Origin of the sequence: Streptomyces sp. NPDC056128, assembly GCF_042263835.1 — a bacterium.
In the GTDB taxonomy this organism is placed as follows: domain Bacteria; phylum Actinomycetota; class Actinomycetes; order Streptomycetales; family Streptomycetaceae; genus Streptomyces.
On sequence record NZ_JBHJVQ010000002.1, the window covers coordinates 722,902 to 739,815 of the forward strand.

14 protein-coding genes are annotated in these 16,914 nt (G+C 69.7%); 10 read left to right on the top strand and 4 right to left on the bottom strand.

The features are described from left to right. Window positions 1-42: 42 nt before the first annotated feature. On the bottom strand, window positions 43-714 hold the full coding sequence (locus tag ACFC1X_RS07180; RefSeq protein WP_376349502.1) for a TetR family transcriptional regulator: 672 nt from the start codon (window positions 712-714) through the stop codon (window positions 43-45). A 126-nt stretch (window positions 715-840) separates the two neighbouring features. On the opposite strand from ACFC1X_RS07180, the gene ACFC1X_RS07185 reads away from it, so the two are divergent. After that, a complete protein-coding gene (locus ACFC1X_RS07185) occupies window positions 841-2,451 on the top strand; it encodes an MFS transporter (protein WP_376349503.1) in 1,611 nt (536 codons plus the stop codon). A 276-nt stretch (window positions 2,452-2,727) separates the two neighbouring features. Here ACFC1X_RS07185 and aceE read toward each other — a convergent pair whose 3' ends face one another. After that, window positions 2,728-5,475, bottom strand: a complete 2,748-nt coding sequence (aceE, locus tag ACFC1X_RS07190; protein WP_376349505.1) for a pyruvate dehydrogenase (acetyl-transferring), homodimeric type — start codon at window positions 5,473-5,475, stop codon at window positions 2,728-2,730. Between the two features lie 387 nt (window positions 5,476-5,862). Here aceE and ACFC1X_RS07195 point away from each other — a divergent pair, with 387 nt between their 5' ends. From ACFC1X_RS07195 to ACFC1X_RS07220, 6 genes are all read left to right on the top strand, one after another. Next, window positions 5,863-6,300, top strand: coding sequence for a DUF3052 domain-containing protein (locus tag ACFC1X_RS07195; protein ID WP_166661640.1), 438 nt, complete (start codon window positions 5,863-5,865; stop codon window positions 6,298-6,300). A 124-nt stretch (window positions 6,301-6,424) separates the two neighbouring features. Beyond that, entirely contained in the window at window positions 6,425-6,883 is a 459-nt protein-coding gene (locus ACFC1X_RS07200) for a peroxiredoxin (RefSeq protein WP_125493419.1), read from the top strand. A 139-nt stretch (window positions 6,884-7,022) separates the two neighbouring features. Next, complete coding sequence (locus ACFC1X_RS07205) at window positions 7,023-7,598, top strand: calcium homeostasis/redox stress adaptation protein (protein ID WP_161325843.1); 576 nt, start codon at window positions 7,023-7,025, stop codon at window positions 7,596-7,598. A gap of 109 nt (window positions 7,599-7,707) precedes the next feature. Beyond that, window positions 7,708-8,283, top strand: a complete 576-nt coding sequence (locus tag ACFC1X_RS07210) for a TerD family protein (RefSeq protein ID WP_161325844.1) — start codon at window positions 7,708-7,710, stop codon at window positions 8,281-8,283. Between the two features lie 49 nt (window positions 8,284-8,332). Further along, window positions 8,333-9,472 (top strand): DUF475 domain-containing protein, encoded by a 1,140-nt coding sequence (locus ACFC1X_RS07215; protein WP_376349508.1) that lies wholly within the window; start codon window positions 8,333-8,335, stop codon window positions 9,470-9,472. Window positions 9,473-9,624: 152 nt separating this feature from the next. Next, a complete protein-coding gene (locus ACFC1X_RS07220; RefSeq protein WP_125493423.1) occupies window positions 9,625-10,362 on the top strand; it encodes a Tellurium resistance in 738 nt (245 codons plus the stop codon). A gap of 40 nt (window positions 10,363-10,402) precedes the next feature. Here ACFC1X_RS07220 and ACFC1X_RS07225 read toward each other — a convergent pair whose 3' ends face one another. Then, window positions 10,403-11,356 (bottom strand): TerD family protein, encoded by a 954-nt coding sequence (locus ACFC1X_RS07225; protein ID WP_376349510.1) that lies wholly within the window; start codon window positions 11,354-11,356, stop codon window positions 10,403-10,405. Between the two features lie 207 nt (window positions 11,357-11,563). Between ACFC1X_RS07225 and ACFC1X_RS07230 the strand changes: the two genes are divergently transcribed. The 3 genes from ACFC1X_RS07230 to ACFC1X_RS07240 all read left to right on the top strand — a co-directional run bounded on the left by ACFC1X_RS07230 (window position 11,564) and on the right by ACFC1X_RS07240 (window position 16,077). Next, the gene (locus ACFC1X_RS07230) at window positions 11,564-12,730 is read left to right on the top strand and encodes an HpcH/HpaI aldolase/citrate lyase family protein (RefSeq protein ID WP_376349512.1); all 1,167 of its coding nucleotides are present in this window, start codon (window positions 11,564-11,566) and stop codon (window positions 12,728-12,730) included. Between the two features lie 63 nt (window positions 12,731-12,793). After that, entirely contained in the window at window positions 12,794-15,265 is a 2,472-nt protein-coding gene (locus ACFC1X_RS07235; protein ID WP_376349514.1) for a phosphoribosyltransferase, read from the top strand. Next, on the top strand, window positions 15,265-16,077 hold the full coding sequence (locus ACFC1X_RS07240; RefSeq protein WP_376349515.1) for an HAD family hydrolase: 813 nt from the start codon (window positions 15,265-15,267) through the stop codon (window positions 16,075-16,077). The genes ACFC1X_RS07235 and ACFC1X_RS07240 overlap by 1 nt, the downstream gene beginning before the upstream one ends. Here the strand turns inward: ACFC1X_RS07240 and ACFC1X_RS07245 are convergent. Further along, window positions 15,995-16,795: a DedA family protein gene (locus ACFC1X_RS07245; RefSeq protein WP_376349517.1), complete on the bottom strand. Its 801-nt coding sequence runs from the start codon at window positions 16,793-16,795 to the stop codon at window positions 15,995-15,997. The two genes, ACFC1X_RS07240 and ACFC1X_RS07245, sit on opposite strands and share 83 nt — an antisense overlap. Window positions 16,796-16,914: the final 119 nt, after the last annotated feature.

The following is a 16,914-nucleotide window of genomic DNA, read 5'->3' on the forward strand; positions in this document are numbered from 1 at the left end:
CTAGGAGAACGGGACGGTCTCGCGTGAATCCAGTGACACGGATCACGTTTCGCTGCTGCGCTGCGAGGTTGAACCGGCACGCTCGGCGAGCGGACGCCCCCGCCAGTCGCCGGTGAGCGCCGGTGCCACCTGGTCCAGATAGGAGGCCGTCAGGTCGCGCAGCGCCGCCAGACCGGCGTCGTCCCGGGCCGACCAGATCCGTTCGGTCACCCGCATCACCGCTCCGAAGACGGCCACGACCACCCGCGGCCGCGGATCCGCGTCCACGTCCAGGCCCTCGCGGTCGGCGATGAGGCGCGCGATCTCCTCCTCCAGCTCCGTCGCGCGCCGCAGATGCGCGGCGAGCAGCGCGGGCGTCGACTCGATCACCCGGTAGAAGCGCAGGTGCAGCTCCATCGGGATCAGCCGCTCGACGGCCTCGCCGATGGTGCTCCAGCTCTCCACGAGGGCGAGGCGCAGCGCGTCCAGCGGCGCCTCGCCGGGCGGGCGCGCGCGCACGGCCTCGACGAAGTGCGACTCCGCGAGCCGCGACACGAAGAACGCCGCGTCCTCCTTGGAGGCGAAGTAGCGGAAGAAGGTGCGCTGCGACACGTCGGCGGCGTCGGCGATGTCGTCGACGGTCGTCTCCTCGTACCCGCGCTCGGTGAACAGTTCGAGGGCGGAGCGCAGCAGGAGGTCCCGGGTGCGCTGCTTCTTGAGTTCGCGCAGACCCAAAAGTTCGCTCCTCCACCAGGGTGCCGCGGTTTGTTTCCGCAGTTCAGGCTATACGCAGATGACATGTCAGTTACTGACACGTGAATTGGTTTGTCAACTGTCAGTGGCTGTCATTAGCCTCACCGTATGACTAGTCAGACCACCATCGACAAGACCGGACCGGGGGACGGCGTCCCGTCGGGTTCCGCGCCCGCCAAGGGGTTGCGCGGCCATCCGTGGGTCACCCTCGTCACCGTAGCGGTCGGGGTCATGATGGTGGCCCTGGACGGCACCATCGTGGCGATCGCCAACCCGGCCATCCAGGACGACCTGGACGCCAGCCTCGCCGACGTCCAGTGGATCACCAACGCCTACTTCCTGGCCCTCGCGGTCGCCCTGATCACCGCGGGCAAGCTCGGTGACCGCTTCGGGCACCGGCAGACCTTCCTCATAGGCGTGGCGGGCTTCGCCGCCTCCTCCGGAGCGATCGGACTGTCCGGCAGCATCGCCGCGGTCATCGTCTTCCGTGTCTTCCAGGGCCTGTTCGGCGCCCTGCTGATGCCGGCCGCGCTCGGCCTGCTGCGGGCCACCTTCCCGGCCGAGAAGCTCAACATGGCCATCGGCATCTGGGGCATGGTGATCGGCGCCTCCACCGCGGGCGGCCCGATCCTCGGCGGCGTGCTGGTCGAGCACGTCAACTGGCAGTCCGTGTTCTTCATCAACGTGCCGGTGGGCATCGTCGCCGTCGTCCTCGGCGTCATGATCCTGCTGGACCACCGGGCCGAGAACGCGCCGCGCTCCTTCGACCTCCTCGGCATCGCGCTGCTGTCGGCCTCGATGTTCGCCCTCGTCTGGGCACTCATCAAGGCTCCCGAGTGGGGATGGGGTTCCGGGCAGACCTGGCTGTACATCGGCGGCTCGGTGGTGGGCTTCGTCCTGTTCTCCCTCTGGGAGACCAAGGTGAAGGAGCCGCTGATCCCGCTGGCGATGTTCCGCTCGGTGGCGCTGTCGGCCGGTGTGGTCCTGATGGTCCTGATGGCCATCGCCTTCATGGGCGGCCTGTTCTTCGTCACCTTCTACCTGCAGAACGTGCACGGCATGAGCCCGGTCGACGCCGGTCTGCACCTGCTGCCGCTCACCGCCATGATGATCGTCGCCTCGCCGCTGGCCGGCGCGATGATCACCAAGGTCGGCCCGCGCATCCCGCTGGCCGGCGGCATGGCCTGCACCGCGATCGCCATGTACGGCATCTCCACGCTGGAGACGGACACCGGCAGCGCCGTCATGTCGATCTGGTTCGCCCTGCTGGGCCTCGGCCTCGCGCCCGTCATGGTCGGCGCCACCGAGGTCATCGTCGGCAACGCGCCGATGGAGCTGTCCGGTGTGGCCGGCGGTCTCCAGCAGGCGGCGATGCAGATCGGCGGCAGCCTCGGCACCGCGGTCCTCGGCGCCGTCATGGCCTCCAAGGTCGACAGCGACCTGGCCGGCAACTGGGCGGACGCGGGACTTCCCGAACTGACGCCGGAACAGGCCCACCAGGCCTCCGAGGCGGTCCAGGTCGGCGTCCCGCCGGTGGCCCCGGGCACCCCGGAGCAGATCGCCGCGAAGATCGCCGACGTCGCCCACAACACCTTCATCGACGGCATGAGCCTGGCCTCGCTGGTGGCCGCCGGTGTCGCGGTCGTGGCGGTGGGGGTCGCCTTCCTCACCAAGCGCGGAGTGAACCCGGACGGCGGCGCCGGCGTGGGTCACATCTGACGGACCGCCGGTCCCCGTTCGCTCATCAGGGTGACAGGACCGGCGAACCCTCCCCTCCGGCGGGCCGCACAGGTCACAGTGGGTCAAGTCCTCCGCAGGACATGGCGGACGGCATGCTGCGGCGCGCTGCCGGAGGGGGGGGCAGCGCGGGCAGGTGACCCGATCGCCGACGTGATCGTGCGATCCGGGTCGGCCGTCCATGACGAGGGGAGCCCCCCGGCCGCGGGGCCGGGGGGGGGGGCTCCCCTCGTCATGTGCCTCGTCAGCGCGTGCGCGTCACGCGTCCCCGCCGGCCACGCCCGGGTCGGCCGCGGCGACGTCGAGCAGCCGGTACCGGTCGATCGCCTGCTTCAGCACCGACCGGTCGACCTTCCCCTCCCGGGCCAGCTCGCTCAGCACGGCCACCACGATCGACTCCGCGTCGATGTGGAAGAACCGCCGTGCGGCCCCGCGCGTGTCGGCGAAGCCCCACCCGTCCGCGCCCAGCGACTGGTACGTCCCCGGCACCCACCGGGCGATCTGGTCCGGCACCGACCGCATCCAGTCGGACACGGCCACGAACGGCCCCTGCGCGCCCGCCAGCTTCCGCGTCACGTAGGGCACCTGCTGCTCCTCCTCGGGGTGCAGCAGATTGTGCTCCTCGCACGCCACCGCCTCGCGCCGCAGCTCGTTCCAGGAGGTCGCCGACCAGACGTCGGCGCGTACGTTCCACTCCTCGGCGAGGATCCGCTGGGCCTGGACGGCCCACGGCACCGCGACCCCGGAGGCCATGATCTGCGCCGGGATCGAGCCGCCGGTGCCCTCGCTGAAGCGGTACACGCCCTTGAGGATGCCCTCGACGTCCACGCCCTCCGGCTCGGCCGGGTGCTGGATCGGCTCGTTGTAGACCGTGAGGTAGTAGAAGACGTCCTCGCCGTGCGGGTGCTGTTCGTCCCCGCCGTACATCCGGCGCAGGCCGTCCTCGACGATGTGCGCGATCTCGAAGCCGAACGCCGGGTCGTACGCCACGCACGCCGGGTTGGTCGAGGCCAGCAGCTGCGAGTGGCCGTCCGCGTGCTGGAGGCCCTCACCGGTCAGCGTCGTACGCCCCGCGGTCGCACCCAGCACGAAACCGCGCGACAACTGGTCACCCATCTGCCAGAACTGGTCGCCGGTGCGCTGGAAACCGAACATCGAGTAGAAGACGTAGACCGGGATGAGCGGCTCGCCGTGCGTCGCGTACGCCGAACCCGCCGCGATCAGCGAGGCCGTGCAGCCCGCCTCCGAGATGCCGTCGTGCAGCATCTGCCCGGTCGGCGCCTCCTTGTAGGCGAGCAGCAGATCCCGGTCCACGGACTCGTACTGCTGTCCGAGCGGGTTGTAGATCTTCGCACTCGGGAAGAACGAGTCCATGCCGAAGGTGCGGTACTCGTCCGGCGCGATCAGCACGAACCGCTTGCCGATCTCCTTGTCCCGCATGAGGTCCTTCAGCAGCCGCACAAAGGCCATCGTCGTCGCGATGGACTGCTGACCCGACCCCTTCTTCACGGTCGCGTACGTCTTGTCGTCCGGCAGGGCGAGCGGCTTCGACCGCACGACGCGCGTCGGGACGTACCCGCCCAGACCCAGCCGGCGGTCGTGCATGTACTGCATCTCCTCCGTGTCCCGGCCCGGGTGATAGTACGGCGGCGGGCCGGACTCCAGCTCCTTGTCGGAGATCGGCAGGTGCAGCCGGTCGCGGAAGCGCTTCAGGTCGTCGACCGTCAGCTTCTTCATCTGGTGGGTGGCGTTGCGGCCTTCGAAGTTCGGCCCGAGCGTCCAGCCCTTGATCGTCTTGGCCAGGATGACCGTCGGCTGGCCCTTGTGCTCCAGCGCCGCCTTGTAGGCCGCGAAGATCTTCCGGTGGTCGTGACCGCCGCGCCCCAGGTGCAGGATCTGGTCGTCGGTCATGTTCTCGACCATCGCGCGCAGCCGGTGGTCGTCGCCGAAGAAGTGGTCGCGGATGTACGCGCCGGACTCGGTGGCGTACGTCTGGAACTGCCCGTCCGGCGTGGTGTTCATCCGGTTGACCAGCACACCGTCGCGGTCCTGGGCGAGCAGCGGGTCCCAGGTGCGGTCCCACACCAGCTTGATCACGTTCCAGCCGGCGCCGCGGAAGACGGACTCCAGCTCCTGGATGATCTTGCCGTTGCCGCGCACCGGCCCGTCCAGGCGCTGGAGGTTGCAGTTGACCACGAAGGTCAGGTTGTCCAGGCCCTCGCGGGCGGCGATGGAGAGCTGGCCCAGCGACTCCGGCTCGTCCATCTCGCCGTCGCCGAGGTAGGCCCACACGTGCGAACGCGAGGTGTCCGCGATCCCGCGCGCGTGCATGTAGCGGTTCATCCGCGCCTGGTAGATCGCGCCGATCGGGCCGAGACCCATCGAGACCGTCGGGAACTCCCAGAAGTCCGGCATCGAACGCGGGTGCGGATACGACGACAGGGCGTGCGGCGCCTTCGACTTCTCCTGCCGGAACCCGTCCAGGTGGTCCCCGCTGAGCCGGTCCAGCAGGAACGCGCGGGCGTAGATGCCCGGCGAGGCGTGCCCCTGGAAGAAGACCTGGTCACCGCCGTCGCCGTCCTCCTTGCCGCGGAAGAAGTGGTTGAAGCCCACGTCGTACAGGGAGGCCGAGGAGGCGAACGTCGCGATGTGGCCGCCGACGCCGATACCGGGCCGCTGCGCGCGCGAGACCATCACCGCGGCGTTCCAGCGGGTGGCGTTGAGGATCTTGCGTTCGATCTCCTCGTTGCCGGGGAAGAACGGCTCGCTCTTGGTCGGGATGGTGTTGACGTAGTCCGTGCTGCGCATCTCGGGCACGGCCACGCGCTTCTCGCGGGCGCGCTCGATCAGCCGCAGCATCAGGAAGCGGGCCCGCTCCCGGCCGCGCTCGTCGACGGCGGCGTCGAGGGAGTCGAGCCACTCCTGCGTTTCCTCGGGGTCGAAGTCAGGAACCTGACTCGGAAGGCCGCCAATGATGATCGGATTGCGATCGGATGCGGAAGCCACGCTGTTCCTTCGCTCTCAGAGGGCCACTTGGCCGGGTTGTCTGCGCCGATTACCCGCCGGTTCCCCATCGTGTACCTCACGGGGGCAATCGTCATCTGTACCGTGGGGTAACCGGTTCCTTCGCGGGAATCGGGGGCACGTTCATTCGAGTCTCGTACCCACGCATGGTTCCCAAATACGCAAACGGGGCAGATAGGTGTGGTGTACGTCACCTTTGGTCTGGACGGCATGGCTGGAGTTGCGGCGACACGGCCGGGATCGTCACCGTTTCGGCGGTCCCAGACGCCGGGTACTTGCGCGATCGGTCCCGCCCGTGTGGACTACGGCCAAGCTTCGCGCACGCGCGAGGCTGAAGACATCTACCGAAACATGATCAGGAGGCAACCCGTGAGCGCGACCGCGGACCACGCGGAGGAGCGGACGAACCCTGCCGCCAGGCTGGGGTTCCAGCCCGGGCAGGTGGTCCAGGAGATCGGCTACGACGACGACGTCGACCAGGAGCTCCGCGAGGCCATTGAGGGCGCCGTCGAGGGCGAGCTGGTGGACGAGGACTACGAGGACGTGGCCGATGCCGTCGTGCTGTGGTTCCGTGACGACGACGGCGACCTGACGGATGCGCTGGTGGATGCCACCACGTACATCGAAGAGGGCGGGTCGATCCTCCTTCTCACGCCGAAGACCGGCCGTGATGGATACGTCGAGGCCAGCGACATCTCGGAAGCCGCGACGACCGCCGGACTGACGGCGTCCAAGAGCGTCAGCGTAGGCAAGGACTGGAGCGGCAGCCGGCTGGCGACGCCCAAGGCCGCCAAGTCCAAGCGGTAGCCGCACGGCCTCCGCACCACCCCGGACTCCGGACGGGCCGGCCTCGGTCGGCCCGTCCGCGGGTTCGCGATGATCCCTGCGTAGGGTGTTTCCAGCGAACACCTCCGGAAGGGACGAACAGGACATGGCGATCCAGGTCGGCGACAAGGCCCCCGACTTCGAGCTCAAGGACAACCACGGCGCGACCGTCCGGCTGTCCGACTTCCGCGGCCAGAAGAACGTGGTGCTGCTCTTCTACCCGTTCGCCTTCACCGGCGTGTGCACCGGCGAGCTGTGCGAGGTGCGCGACAACCTGCCGCAGTTCTCCGACCGCGACACCCAGGTGCTCGCCGTCTCCAACGACTCCATCCACACCCTGCGCGTCTTCGGCGAGCAGGAGGGCCTGGAGTACCCGCTGCTGTCCGACTTCTGGCCGCACGGCAACGTCTCGCGCTCCTACGGCGTCTTCGACGAGGACAAGGGCTGCGCCGTCCGTGGCACCTTCATCATCGACCGGGAGGGCGTCGTGCGCTGGACCGTCGTCAACGGTCTGCCGGACGCCCGTGACCTGAACGAGTACGTGAAGGCGCTCGACACCCTGTGACCCGGCACCCGTGACCCGACACCGCGATTTGTCGGCCGCAGGGCCTGCGGGGGGCGGGAACCCGTCACTAGGATCGAATCGTTGATCCGATATCCACGCACTACGGGGCACCCCGCCCCCGGACACCAATGGAGGACTCGTGGGAGTCAGCCTCAGCAAGGGCGGCAACGTATCGCTGACCAAGGAGGCCCCCGGCCTGACCGCGGTCATCGTCGGTCTGGGGTGGGACATCCGCACCACGACCGGCACGGACTTCGACCTCGACGCCAGCGCGATGCTGCTGAACAGCGGCGGCAAGGTCGCCAGTGACGCGCACTTCGTCTTCTTCAACAACCTCAAGAGCCCGGACGGGTCCGTCGAGCACACCGGCGACAACCTCACCGGTGAGGGCGAGGGAGACGACGAGCAGATCAAGATCGACCTGGCCACCGTCCCGGCCGACGTCGAGAAGATCACCTTCCCGGTATCGATCTACGACGCCGAGAACCGCCAGCAGTCCTTCGGCCAGGTGCGCAACGCGTTCATCCGCGTCGTCAACCAGGCCGGCGGCGCCGAGATCGCCCGCTACGACCTGTCGGAGGACGCCTCCACGGAGACCGCGATGGTCTTCGGCGAGCTGTACCGGCACGGCGCGGAGTGGAAGTTCCGCGCCATCGGCCAGGGCTACGCCTCGGGCCTGCGCGGCATCGCCCAGGACTTCGGCGTGAACGTCTGAGCGACCAGAACTACCGGGGCACTCGCCTCGATCGTCCGGCGCCGCACGGTTTACGTGCGGCGCCGGACGCGCAGGAACCAGGAATCATCACCCGGGGAGGGACCACACCATGGGCGTCACGCTTGCCAAGGGCGGCAACGTCTCCCTGTCCAAGGCCGCACCGAACCTGACACAGGTTCTAGTCGGACTCGGCTGGGACGCGCGTTCCACCACCGGAGCACCCTTCGACCTCGACGCCAGCGCCCTCGTGTGCGGCAGCGGCCGGGTGCTCGGCGACGAGTGGTTCGTGTTCTACAACCAGCTCAAGAGCCCGGACGGGTCCGTCGAGCACACCGGCGACAACCTCACCGGTGAGGGCGACGGCGACGACGAGTCGATCCTGGTCGACCTCTCCGCGGTGCCGGCCCACTGCGACAAGATCGTCTTCCCGGTCTCGATCCACCAGGCCGACGAGCGCGGCCAGGCCTTCGGCCAGGTCAGCAACGCCTTCATCCGGGTCGTCAACCAGGCCGACGGCCAGGAACTCGCCCGCTACGACCTCAGCGAGGACGCCTCCACGGAGACCGCGATGATCTTCGGTGAGCTCTATCGCTACCAGGGGGAATGGAAGTTCCGCGCGGTGGGGCAGGGGTACGCGTCGGGGCTCCGAGGCATCGCTCTAGACTTCGGAGTCAACGTTTCGTAAAGCCGCGTACGGCGCGGGGGAGCCCCGTACACACACGATTGGGTAGCCAGTGGTTCTGAAAACCTTCGGGTGGTCGTTCGCGGTCACCGCGCTCGGCCTGGTGGCCGCGGTCTTCTACGGGGGGTGGGCCGCCTTCGGTGTCGTGGCGATCCTGTCCGTCCTGGAGATCTCGCTGTCCTTCGACAACGCGGTGGTCAACGCCGGGATCCTGAAGAAGATGAATGCCTTCTGGCAGAAGATCTTCCTCACCATCGGCATCCTGATCGCCGTCTTCGGCATGCGCCTGGTCTTCCCGGTCGTCATCGTCGCCATCAGCGCGTCCCTCGGCCCGATCGAGGCCGTCGACCTCGCCCTCACCGACAAGGACCGCTATCAGGAGCTGGTGACGGACGCCCATCCGTCGATCGCCGCCTTCGGTGGCATGTTCCTCCTGATGATCTTCCTCGACTTCATCTTCGAGGACCGGGACATCAAGTGGCTCGGCTGGCTGGAGCGCCCGCTGGCCAAGCTCGGCAAGGTCGACATGCTGTCGGCCTGCATCGCCCTGATCGTGCTGCTCGTCTCCGCGATCACCTTCGGCGCCCACGCCCACCAGCACGGCGGCACCCACGCCGACAAGGCGGAGACGGTCCTGCTCTCCGGTATCGCCGGTCTGATCACCTACCTGGTCGTCGGCGGCCTCTCCGGCTTCTTCGAGGACAAACTCGAAGAGGAGGAGGAGCGCGAGCATGAGGCCGAGGAGAAGGCCGAGCGCGAGGGCAAGCCCAAGTCGGCCGTCAAGCTGGCCGGCAAGGCCGCGTTCTTCATGTTCCTCTACCTGGAGGTCCTGGACGCGTCGTTCTCCTTCGACGGTGTCATCGGCGCCTTCGCCATCACCAACGACATCGTGCTGATGGCCCTCGGCCTCGGTATCGGCGCCATGTACGTCCGGTCGCTGACCGTCTACCTGGTCCGCGAGGGCACCCTCGACGACTACGTCTACCTGGAGCACGGCGCCCACTACGCCATCGGCGCCCTGGCCGTCGTCCTCCTCGTGACCATCCAGTACGAGATCAACGAGTTCATCACCGGCATGATCGGTGTGGTCCTGATCGGTGCCTCCTTCTGGTCCTCCGTGCGCCGCAACCGCGCGCTCGCGGCGGCCGGCGGCGGCGATCAGGAGAAGACGGAGGTCTCCTCCGGGGTGTGAAACCACTCCGTTCCCGGGCCGGGTTCGCCCCCGGTGCGCCCGCACCACTGGTGTGAACACGGCCCGGACGAGGAACGCTCTGAGCGGGGCGGCCGACGAGGACGACTCCTCGGGGCCGCCCCGTCGGCGGTCGAAACAAGGTGGGGGCGGCAATGGGCTTCTTGGACGGACTGTGGCGCGGCCGCGAGTCCGAGTTCGACTCGGGCAGCGCGGCGACCAACTCCATCCAGCTGACCAAACGGCACAGCCAGGTGTCCCTGACCAAGCAGGGCGCGGCCACCGGCCACCTGCGCATCAACCTGGCCTGGCGCATGCGCACGTCGGACATCATGGGCGCCCAGCGCGAGAGCCTGCTGCGGCACCCCTTCAAGGCGCTCAAGCCGCCCGAGGTCGTCGGCCACAGCCAGAGCATGGTCAACGTCGACCTCGACCTCGGCTGCCTCTACGAACTCATGGACGGCACCCGCGGCGTCGTCCAGCCGCTCGGCGGCTTCCTGGGCGACGTCAACGCCCCGCCGTACGTCAAGCTCAGCGGCGACGACCGGTTCGGCTCGGCCTCCGGCGAGACGATATACGTCAACCTCGACCACAAGGACGCCATCAAGCGCCTCCTGCTGTTCGCCTACATCTACGACCAGACCCCGGCCTTCGACCGGACGCACGCCATCGTCACGCTCTACCCGAGCAACGGCCCCCGCATCGAGATAGGCCTCGACGAACGCCATCCCCAGGCCCGGTCCTGCGCCGTGGTGATGATCGAGAACATCAAGGGCGAGATCTTCGTCCGCCGCGAGGTGAAGTTCGTGTACGGCTTCCAGGGCGAACTGGACCGGCTGTACGGCTGGGGCCTGCAGTGGGGCCGCGGCCACAAGAGCAAGGCGGACCGCTAGGGCCCGCCCGCACCGCCGAGTGGCCGGGTCGCCGGGGCGGCTAGCGCCCGACGAACTGCGGCCCCTGCGGCGGCATCCGGAAATCCGGGTCGGGAGCCGCGGTGACCGGCTGCGGATAGCCGTAGCCGGACTGGGCGCCGGCGGCCGCGGCCGGGGCCTGCGGATATCCGTACCCCGGCGCTCCGGCCGGCTGCGGGTAACCGTAGGCGGGCTGGGTGGCCGGCGGCGGCTGCGGAAAGCCGTACGCGGGCTGTGCCGGTACTCCCGCGGGCTGCTCCGGCGGCAGCGGCCGCGAGGCCCCAGGGAGGGGCTGGACGGTCGTCGGCTGCTCGGGACCGACCACCGGCGGGGCGGGGGCTGGCTGGGCGGCGGCGGTCTGCGCGGGGGCCGGCTGCGCGGGCGGGAACGTCGGCTCGGGGCGAGGGGCCGACAGGGGGTCGTCCGCCCCCTCCGACTCGTCCACCGAGATGCCGAAGTCGGTCGCCAGGCCCTTGAGCCCGTTCGAGTACCCCTCGCCCAGCGCCCGGAACTTCCAGCCCTCCCCGCGCCGGTACAGCTCGCCGCAGATCAGCGCCGTCTCCTGGCCCGTCTCCGGTTTCACGTCGAAGTACGCCAGCGGTTCCGCGTCGGCCGAGGCGGCGTCGTGCACCAGGATGCGCAGGGACCGCACACGGTCGAAGGTGACCCCGTCCGCGGACGCCACCAGCAGGATCCGGCCCACCGAGGGCTCGACCCGGGAGAGGTCTGTCTGGATCGTGTCGGTCAGGCCCTCGGCGACCCGCTTCTTGCCGAGCCGCCAGACCTGGCCGGAGGGGTGCCGGGGCTGGTTGTAGAAGACGAAGTCCTCGTCGGAACGCACGCGGTCGTCCGGCCCCAGCAGCAACGCGGAGGCGTCGATGTCGGGGGCTCCGGACCCGGGTGTCCAGCGCAGCACGGCGCGTACCGTGGTGGCTTGCAGCGGGACGTTCGATCCCTTCAGCATCGCGTGCGTCATGCGGTCATCCTGCCCTCTCGGTCCTGGTCACGACAACGCGGGGGCGGGTACTCGACCCGTGTCCGCCCGCCCGGGTAGCCATCGATGACATGGCCGGGTTACCTGGAATTCATGCCCGGTGGGAACCTCCGACATGGATACGTACGTACTATTACCGGCCACCTTTCGACGATTCACAGGTTGCCCAGACACCACGGGGGAGTTTAAATGCGTCATTTCGGACAGATTGCCCCGGAAGTGCGGAAGCGTCTGTTCCACCAGGAGCCCTGCGCCTTCTCGGCCGACTCTCCGGCCCGGCTGCTCTCCGCGGCCCTGGGTGCCACGCTCTACAGTCCGGCCACCCGGCCGAATCTCGCCGAGGACGTCCTCAAGCAGGGCGCGCGCGGCGTGGTGTCGATGGTGCTGTGCCTGGAGGACTCGATCGACGACGCCGACGTACCGGTCGGCGAGGCCAATCTCGTCCGTCAGCTCAATGATCTGGCGAAACGTTCCGACGCCGACGTCCCCCTCCTTTTCGTCCGGGTCCGCACCCCCGAGCAGGTACCCGACCTGGTGCGCCGCCTCGGCTCCGCCGTGCGGCTGCTGTCCGGATTCGTGCTGCCGAAGTTCACCGAGGAACGCGGCGTGCCTTTCCTGGAGGCGCTCTCCGCCGCGGAGGCCGCCAGTGGCCGCAGGCTCTTCGCCATGCCGGTCCTGGAGTCCCCGGACCTGCTGTACCGGGAGTCCAGGGTGCAGACGCTGGAGGGGATCTTCCGCGCGGTCGACAAGTACCGCGACCGCGTGCTCGCCCTGCGGCTCGGCGTGACCGACTTCTGCTCCTCCTACGGGCTGCGCCGGGGCCCCGACATGACGGCGTACGACGTCCAGATCGTCGCCTCCGTGATCGCCGACGTGGTGAACATGCTCGCCCGCGCCGACGGCACCGGATTCACCGTGACCGGGCCGGTGTGGGAGTACTTCCGCGTCCAGGAGAGGATGTTCAAACCGCAGCTGCGGCAGAGCCCCTTCCTGGAAGGCCAGGCCGTCGGACTGCGCCAGAAACTGATCGAGCACTCGATGGACGGCCTGCTGCGGGAGATCTCCCTGGACCGCGCCAACGGCCTGCTGGGCAAGACCTGCATCCACCCCTCGCACGTGCTCCCCGTCCACGCGCTGTCCGTCGTCAGCCACGAGGAGTTCAGCGACGCCCAGGACATCCTGCGGCCGGAACGCTGCGGCGGGGGTGTGATGAGGTCGGCCTACACGAACAAAATGAACGAGGTGAAGCCCCACCGCGCCTGGGCCGAGCGGACCCTGCTGCGGGCCGAGATCTTCGGGGTGGCGAACGAGGACATCGGCTTCGTGGAACTGCTCGCCGCCGGACTGTCCGACTGAACGCAACGATTCACGACCGAGGCAAGGGCCCAGGCCGAGATGGACAACGGGAGGCACGAGTACATGACCGAGAGGGCGCGCGCCGAGGGGCGCGCCGGAGTCTGGTCCGGCAGCTGGGTCGCGGAGCGGCTCGGCGTCGAACTCGCCGGTGACGACAGTCTGACCGGCCTGCTGGGCCTCGCCCTGCGCCGCAACCCCAAACGGGCGCACCTGCTCGTCTCCAACGTGCTCGGCAAACACGTCCCGCAGTCGCCCTCCGTCGTCCACGGCCACGGTGTCGCCCTCGGCCGCCGCGTCCGCGACCTGCTCGGCGCCGAGACGGCCGGACACGCGGTCGTCCTCGGCTACGCGGAGACCGCCACCGGACTCGGCCACTCGGTCGCCGACGGCCTGGGCGCCGCGCCCTACCTGCACTCCACCCGCCGTCCGGTCGCCGGGGTCGGCCGCGCGGGCGGCTTCGAGGAGTCCCACTCGCACGCGACCTCCCACCTGCTGCTGCCCGAGGACCCGGCGCTGCTGGCCGGCGACGGGCCGCTCGTCCTCGTCGACGACGAGTTCTCCACCGGCAACACGGTGCTCAACACCGTCCGCGCCCTGCACGAGCGCTATCCCCGCAAGCGGTACGTCGTGGTCGCCCTGGTCGACATGCGCTCGCCCGCCGACGCCGGCCGGCTGGAGGACTTCGCCCGGGAGATCGGCGCCCGCGTGGACCTGGTGACGGCTGCCTCGGGCACGGTGCGGCTGCCGCCGGGGGTTCTGGAGAAGGGGCAGGAACTGGTCGCGCGGTACGAGGCCGGGGGTGCGGATGCGGGTCCCGGCGCCGGGGGAGCCGTCGGCCGGGTCGCCCGCGTCGACCTGTGCTGGCCCGACGGGGTTCCCGACGGCGGACGGCACGGGTTCACGGCCGCGCACCGTGAGCGGCTGGAGAACGCGCTGCCCGGCATGGCGGCCCGGATCGCCGACGCACTGCCCACCGGCGCCCGACGCGTGCTCGTCCTCGGCTTCGAGGAACTGATGTACGCCCCCCTCCGCCTGGCCGACGCACTCGAGCGGACCACCGACGCCGACGTGCGCTACTCCACCACCACCCGCTCTCCCGTTCTCGCGGTCGACGACCCCGGCTACGCCATACGCACCCGCCTGGTCTTCCCCGCACACGACGACCCGGCCGACGGCCCCGGCGAGCGCTACGCCTACAACGTCGCGGGCGCCGGCTTCGACGCCGTCGTCGCCGTCGTCGACTCGGCCGCCGACACCCCCGCACTGCACGCGCCCGACGGGCTGCTGGCCCGGCTCGCCGCCCATGTCCCGCACGTCCTGCTCGCGGTCGTCCCGTCGTACGTCCCGCACGCCCCGCACGCTCCCGAAAGGCCCTCCATGCTGCCCGAGCCCCTGCGCGGCCCCGACTTCTCCTCGTACGCGTCCGACGAGGTCGGCTGGCTGCTCCAGGACTTCTCGGACGTGACGCTGGAGGCGCCGACCGAGGAGCGCGAGGAGGCCATCCAGAGCGGCGGCGCGCACTACGCGGAGTCGCTGCCCGTGGAGTACCAGCCCAGCGAGCAGTACCAGGAGCTGTTCCACGCGGCCCTGGACGCGTCCGCCGCCCGGCTGGCGCGCGCCGTCGGTGCCGTCACCGAGATCGTGCTCGCGGAGCGGTCGCCCCGCCCCGTCCTGGTCTCCCTCGCCCGCGCGGGCACCCCCGTGGGCATCCTGATGCGCCGCTGGGCGCAGTACCGCCATGGTCTCGACCTCCCTCACTACGCCGTGTCGATCGTCCGGGGCCGGGGCATCGACGCCAACGCACTGCGCTGGCTGGCCGCCCACCACGACCCCGCCGATGTCGTCTTCGTCGACGGCTGGACCGGCAAGGGCGCCATCACCCGCGAACTCGCCGCCGCCCTGTGCGACTTCGAGGTCTCGGACGGCGTCACCGGTTTCAACCCGGAGATCGCCGTGCTGGCCGACCCCGGCTCCTGTGTACGCACCTACGGCACGCGCGACGACTTCCTCATCCCTTCCGCCTGTCTCAACTCCACCGTCTCCGGCCTGATATCCCGCACCGTGCTCCGCGCCGACCTGGTGGGCCCGCACGACTTCCACGGCGCGAAGTTCTACCGTGAACTCGCCGGCGCCGACCTGTCACCCGCCTTCCTCGACGCCGTCTCCGCGCACTACCCGGACGTCACCGACACGGTCCACGCCCAGGCCAAGGAACTGCTGGCCGCCGACCGCACCCCCACCTGGGAGGGCTGGGCCGCCGTCGAGCGGATCAGCGAGGAGTACGGCATCGACGACGTGAACCTCGTCAAGCCCGGCGTCGGCGAGACCACCCGCGTGATGCTCCGCCGCGTGCCCTGGAAGGTCCTCGCCCGAGCCGGCGCCGGCGCGGACCTGGACCACGTTCGCCTGCTGGCCGAGCAGCGGGGCGTGCCCGTCGAGGAGGTCGACGACCTGCCCTACACCTGCGTCGGGCTGATCCACCCCAAGTACACCCGGGGCGCTACCGGCGCCGACGGCAAGGCGGTGGCACTCTGATGTCCGTCCTCGTCGCCAGCGACCTCGACCGCACACTCATCTACTCCGCGGCCGCGCTCGGGCTGACCATGCCCGACCTGCGGGCACCCCGGCTGCTGTGCGTGGAGGTCTACGAGAGCAAACCCCTCTCCTACATGACCGAGACCGCCGCCCAACTGCTCACCGACCTCGGCGACACGGCCGTCTTCGTGCCGACCACCACCCGCACCCGCAAGCAGTACCAGCGCATCAACCTCCCCGGCCCGGTGCCGAAGTACGCGATCTGCGCCAACGGCGGCCACCTGCTGGTGGACGGCGTCTCGGACCCCGACTGGCACGCACGCGTGACCGCCCGGCTCGCCGACGAGTGCGCCTCGCTGGCCGAGGTCCGCGACCACCTGATGAACACCGCCGACCCGCTGTGGGTGCGCAAGCACCGGGTCGCCGAGGACCTCTTCGCCTACCTCGTCGTCGAGCGCGAACTGCTGCCGGAGGAGTGGGTGAAGGAACTCGCCGTGTGGGCCGAGAACCGCGGCTGGACCGTGTCCCTCCAGGGCCGCAAGATCTACGCCGTCCCCAAGCCGCTGACCAAGAGCGCCGCCGTCCACGAGGTCGCCCGCCGCACCGGCGCCGAACTCACCCTCGCCGCCGGGGACTCGCTGCTCGACGCCGACCTGCTGCTCGCCGCCGACCGGGGCTGGCGCCCCGGCCACGGTGAGCTGGCGGACTCCGACTGGACGGCTCCGGCGATCAGCGCCTTGCCCGAGCGCGGTGTCCTGGCCGGTGAGCGGATCCTTCGGGAGTTCCTGCGCGCGGTGAGTCCGGCTCGCTGACTTCGCTGGCCGTGTCACCGGCACCGTCCTCGGTGCCGGTGCCGGTGCCGGTGCCGGTGCCGCGGCCACGCCTGCGGTTGCCGGCTCCCGGCCGCAGCAGGCGCATGCCTATGAAGACCAGCAGTGCCAGGGCGGCGATCGCGAGGATCACCTTCGAGTACGTGGAGGCGATGCCCGAGACCTCGGACCAGTTGTCGCCCAGCGCGTAGCCCGCGAGGACGAAGATCGTGTTCCATATCGCGCTGCCCAGCGTGGTCAGGGCGAGGAAGACGGGCAGCCGCATCCGCTCGACGCCCGCCGGTACCGAGATCAGGCTGCGGAAGATCGGGATCATCCGGCCGAAGAACACCGCCTTGGTCCCGTGCTTGAGGAACCACGCCTCCGTCTTCTCGATGTCGGAGACCTTCACCAGCGGCAGCTTCCCCGCTATCGCCACCGTGCGATCCCGGCCGAGCAGCGCGCCGATCCCGTACAGGGCGAGCGCGCCGATCACCGAACCCGCTGTCGTCCACAGCAGGACGGCTATCAGGTTCATCCGGCCGGAGCTCGCCGCGAATCCGGCGAGCGGCAGGATCACCTCGCTCGGCAGTGGAGGAAAGAGGTTCTCCAGAGCGATGGCGAGCCCGGCGCCCGGTGCGCCGAGCGCGTCCATGAGGTCGTTGATCCACTGCGGTGCCGCGCCGCTGTCGGCGGCCGGCTGCGCTGCGATGGCTGTCATGACGACCACGCTAGAAAATGGCGGCTGAAGAGACCCTGAGGAAGACCGCAAGATCGACTGCGGTGTACCGCAGGCGGGAATTGCGGTTTTCCGCAGTGTGCGCCGCTGCCGCGCCCGGC